Origin of the sequence: Mammaliicoccus sp. B-M6, from assembly GCF_022386965.1 — a bacterium.
Taxonomy (GTDB): domain Bacteria; phylum Bacillota; class Bacilli; order Staphylococcales; family Staphylococcaceae; genus Mammaliicoccus; species Mammaliicoccus sciuri_A.
On sequence record NZ_JAJNHJ010000062.1, the window covers coordinates 1 to 3885 of the forward strand.

The following is a 3885-nucleotide window of genomic DNA, read 5'->3' on the forward strand; positions in this document are numbered from 1 at the left end:
AAGACAATCCCACTATTATCATGTGACCCAAATAAGTAGTTGCATACGACACGATCATCAATATCTATGAAACTTGGATTTTCATAAACAGTGCCACGATAATCAACTAATGAACTATTATATAATTTAAAATCTTTTTCATATTGGCCAAACATTTTTTCTCCAATCTTCAAAAGATCTTTTATCGTATAAGATTGAGGCTTATTTTTCATCTTTCTACCACTAATATTTATAGCAACCTGCTTTTCTAAATCATACTCATCTCGCTTCACTTTCACTTTGATAGCAGGATTATTTCTAGTAGGATCTAGATATTCTGCGATAGCCAATACTGCTGCATTACAATTAAGATTAATGACTAATTGTAATAACTTATATATCGTAATTTCTTTCCCTTCTTCTAAAAACACTTTATCTTTTCTAGAAGTTTTAGAAATAAATTCACTAATTTTCACACTTGCTTGTAGTTTAATCTTTTTATATTTAAGCAAATCTAAAACATAATTTAAAAATAGAGCATTACCCAGTCCATAATCATTTTTGTCTTTATTGCCCTTATCATATAGTACTTTTTTATCACTTAGACGCATCGCCACGACTTTATAATTATTCATACACTTAACTCCTTCATAAATAAAATTAATAGAAAGAATCTATAATCACTTTTTGAACTTACTAAATTAAATATACCAAATAAAAATAATATTACACTAATTTCATGTTAATCCTCTTTTAAGCATTTTTACATTTACATTTTATTACAATTATTAGACCTTTACAATATTAATTACATTTTATTACAATTATTAGCCCTTTACTATATTAATTACATGTTATTTTGCGAACTAAAATGTGCGGATATTGTTTTGTTTTAATAATATTTATATTTTATATATATTATAAATCTTCTCTATCCTTATAATATTCACTTTTTCACCTTGCCATTTAATATAATAATTATATAAACTCTATATACCAATATAAATAAATAAAAATAGAAGGGAATTTTAAATAAAGTTGGAAAATGGACTTATAATATCCATTTAAATATATATTATACATCAGGAGTTGATTAAGTTGGACAAAGCCACTCGTGTATTATCATTACTCACGCGTCTATTAAATGGGGATGTTGTGAACAAGTCAGAGTTTAGCAATATTGCAAATGTTGGAGAAAAATCGATACAAAGGGATATTAATGATTTAAATATGTTTTTCTATGAGAGTGATTATTGGAATAACAAGAATACTAAAATCGTTTATAGTCGTTCACTAGATGGATACGTACTTTCAAATGGTTCCTATTCAGCCGATAGCTTAGCACTGTTAAGTCTATTAATTAAAATCAAAAGCTTAACACCTATGTTGCACAAAAGTGTTTATAACCTTTTCTTAGATAATATTTCGCTTAACCGTATTGAAGATAAATACATTCTAAAAAGTGTTTTGAATCACTTTAATTTACGTTCCGAACCACTACCAGGTATTCATTTAATGAATTTGCAAGAATGTATTACGAAAGGGTTAAAAGTTCGTATTGAATTAGATAAAAAGTTGGTTGTAAAGCCATTGTCTCTTATGTATATGCACTATGATTACTGGTTAACTTATGAGTATGAAGCTAAAATTCATACCGTTAAAGTTCAAGATATTAAGTCAGTATATATTTTAGAAGCTTCTACATATGAAAATGTACCCAACTTACAACCTGTTAAATTTGAAATAGACGTATCTATTTGGGATCAGTTTAAACAGCAATTTTCAATCAAAGAAATCTTAGAATACAAAGATAATAAAATTATCGTCTTAGTATCGTGTACAGAACTAGACTCCTATTACATAGCATATCAACTAGCACCACTCGCACGCATGTTAGGTCCACAAGCTTATATCGATGCCTTTATAAACCGTTTAGACAAAATAAAACACACATACAAAGTAGAATGATTTATGAAGAATTTATTAGGCGTTTGTTTAGTATTAGTTCTATTATTAGCAGCATGTGGAAAGAATGTAGATGGTACATACTCAAATAAAGATTTTAGTATCACTGCAAATAGTGAGACTGGTGAAGCATCATTACATATGGATGCACTAGAATCAGGTGGACTATTTGGCATAGGTGCAAATGACGGAACCTTAGACGGAAAAGTCAATGCAGATGAAAAAGTCATGACATTTAAAATGGAAGACGGTCAAGATCTACAACTTAATTATAAAGTCAAAGGAGACAAACTCATCATCGATAGTCCAGTCGGATATGGTAACGGCGATGGAGAAGTAGAGTTGACTAAAGAATAGGAGTAGAGACTATATATGAAAAAACTATTAGGAACTTTTTTAGGACTAGTTATTATTCTTACAGCTTGTGGGAAAGGAGATAACTTAGTAAACAATAATGATGGTATTTACACATATCGATTACATGTTTCATCACCTCAATATGTTGATCCTTTTTACGAGTATGAAGGAATTGTTATATTCAAAGATAATAAATTAAAAATTTATGGTACCCATAATAATTCACCAGATGAAATTATAGCTTCAAAAAAAGCTAACAAAAATGATGTATTTCAACAATCAAATCCTATTAAATTTAAAACAGACGGTTCTTCGTTGATAACTGATGAAAAAGGAAATGAGACTGGAGATTATAGTAACACTATATTTTCTGAAAAAAACATAAAATTTATAAGAGACATAAAAAAAGATGGGGATAATTTTGAAGGAGTTTATAAACTTAACGATAAAGATGACGGAATAAAAATAACGTTTAAGCCATTAAAAAATAAAGATAAAAAAGTATTATATAAATAAAGGAGAATAATTATGAATTTAGAAGAAAAAAGTTATATAGAATCTCAAGTAGCAAACAAAGGTAAAAAAACAGGCATTGCTTATATTCTTTTAATACTTCTAGGAGGATTTGGTGCACACCGTTTCTATCTAGAAAAAACAGGTTCAGCTGTTGGTTTACTACTATTAACACTACTCACTGGTTGGATGACATTTTTTATTCCATCTTTAATATGGATTATTGTCGATGCATGTTTAATACCTGGATATATAAATGAAAACAACGAAAAAATAAGAAGAGAAGCAACAAATGAAATTAAAACTATAAGAGGAAAATAAGAATATGAAAAAATTATTAAGCATTTGTTTAGGGGTAATTATTTTATTGGCCGCTTGAGGTTCTGATAGTAAAAGTGATGAAAAGTCTAAAGAAAATAACACTTCTAATTCACAACAAGAAAAGAAAAATAATTCGGAATCAAATAGTAAAGTCAGCAGTATAGATGAAGAATACGAAAAGGAATGGCAAGAAGCAAATACAGTAGACTCATCTTCAGAAGATGATTAAGATGTAGATGAAGATTTATACAAACATGAATATGATCAAAATTATGTAGTATCTAAGAAAGAAGAAGAACAATTGAAAAAATTGTTATATAAGAGTACGAATGCTTATGGAAAGATAACTGAAATTGACCACATATGGCAATACGGTGAAGAAGATAGACATTATCCAACGTTTGTAATTGATGGACAAAGCATTATGTATGACGGGCATAATAAAAATTTATTTGAAGATGAAAGTAGTGAAGGATATCAAATTAAAAAAATTGATGATCAGTCTATTGAAGCTGTTATAGCAAAAACACCTAAATCTCAACTTAATGAAGTGAGTGATCCTGTACTTAAAAATAGTAAGATGATTATAACGTATATTGATGATAATACAATCAAAATTAAAAAAGATGATTTTCCAGCAGAAACGCTACATGCATCTATTAAGGCTTTGTCAAATTAAGTGTGTAAGTTATTCAAGATACTTAATAACTCTATCTTTAATTTGATCATGTAAAAGAAGCTGGTTCATAA

General features: G+C 28.3%; 6 protein-coding genes. 5 read left to right on the forward strand and 1 reads right to left on the reverse strand.

Translation table 11 applies throughout. From position 1 onward, the window contains the following. On the reverse strand, positions 1-614 hold a 614-nt coding region (locus LQ693_RS13200; protein WP_239703263.1), incomplete at its 3' end, for a serine hydrolase family protein. A gap of 463 nt (positions 615-1077) precedes the next feature. On the opposite strand from LQ693_RS13200, the gene LQ693_RS13205 reads away from it, so the two are divergent. The 5 genes from LQ693_RS13205 (at position 1078) to LQ693_RS13225 (ending at position 3814) form a co-directional block, all read left to right on the forward strand. Continuing rightward, positions 1078-1947, forward strand: a complete 870-nt coding sequence (locus LQ693_RS13205) for a hypothetical protein (RefSeq protein WP_239703262.1) — start codon at positions 1078-1080, stop codon at positions 1945-1947. Between the two features lie 3 nt (positions 1948-1950). Beyond that, the gene (locus LQ693_RS13210) at positions 1951-2301 is read left to right on the forward strand and encodes a hypothetical protein (RefSeq protein WP_037589628.1); all 351 of its coding nucleotides are present in this window, start codon (positions 1951-1953) and stop codon (positions 2299-2301) included. 15 nt (positions 2302-2316) lie between these two features. Continuing rightward, positions 2317-2817 (forward strand): hypothetical protein, encoded by a 501-nt coding sequence (locus tag LQ693_RS13215; RefSeq protein ID WP_239703261.1) that lies wholly within the window; start codon positions 2317-2319, stop codon positions 2815-2817. Positions 2818-2829: 12 nt separating this feature from the next. Continuing rightward, a complete protein-coding gene (locus LQ693_RS13220; protein ID WP_119494911.1) occupies positions 2830-3135 on the forward strand; it encodes a TM2 domain-containing protein in 306 nt (101 codons plus the stop codon). A 301-nt stretch (positions 3136-3436) separates the two neighbouring features. Beyond that, positions 3437-3814, forward strand: coding sequence for a hypothetical protein (locus LQ693_RS13225; RefSeq protein ID WP_239703260.1), 378 nt, complete (start codon positions 3437-3439; stop codon positions 3812-3814). The last annotated feature ends 71 nt before the right edge of the window (positions 3815-3885 follow it).

Coding starts and splice junctions, on each gene's coding strand:
- LQ693_RS13210 (WP_037589628.1), top strand. CDS start 1,951: ATGAAGAATTTATTAGGCGTTTGTTTAGTATTAGTTCTATTATTAGCA.
- LQ693_RS13215 (WP_239703261.1), top strand. CDS start 2,317: ATGAAAAAACTATTAGGAACTTTTTTAGGACTAGTTATTATTCTTACA.
- LQ693_RS13220 (WP_119494911.1), top strand. CDS start 2,830: ATGAATTTAGAAGAAAAAAGTTATATAGAATCTCAAGTAGCAAACAAA.